This is a genomic window from Azoarcus sp. Soil_N_20 (assembly GCF_057656155.1).
Genome location: NZ_JBDGKX010000062.1, coordinates 1 through 496 on the forward strand (window position 1 = coordinate 1; position 496 = coordinate 496).

A 496-nucleotide genomic window follows, 5' to 3' on the forward strand; every position below is an offset into this window, starting at 1 on the left:
CGACCCGGCCCCACAGGCGCAGGCGTGAGACGCCGCCGTCGGGGAAGATGTTGAACCGCACGTGGGTGACCGGACCGAGGCGGGCGAGCTCGGTGAAGGTGTGGATCGCATCCATCTCGAGCTTGTGCTCGGGCAGCAAGGTGTCCCAGAACATCGCCTGGGTGGTGATCGAACGGTCGGTGCCACCGGACACATAAGCGGCCTGGATCGAGCAGCGGTCCGGATAGTTGCCCTTGAAGAAGGCGGTATCGACCTCGACCCGCTCGATCGTGCCCGGTGCACCCAGTTCGAGCACGCACCAGTCGTTGCCCGGCTCGCGCCGACGCCGGGTCTCCCAGCCGTCGCCCATGTTCATGCCGCGCCCGGGCAGCAGCAGCGCGGAGGCCGAAGAGCCGAAGCTCGCATCGTTCCACGACAGCGCGCGCCCGCCGTTCTCCATCGCCACCAGATCGACCAGCGCATCGGGGCCGGCCGTCTCCAGTCCGCCCACCGGGCG

The 496-nt window shown here is 69.2% G+C and carries 1 pseudogene; it reads right to left on the minus strand.

Going from position 1 to position 496, the window contains the following annotated elements:
* Positions 1 to 496: pseudogene (locus AC3A35_RS27890) on the minus strand (allantoicase); the annotation flags it as partial.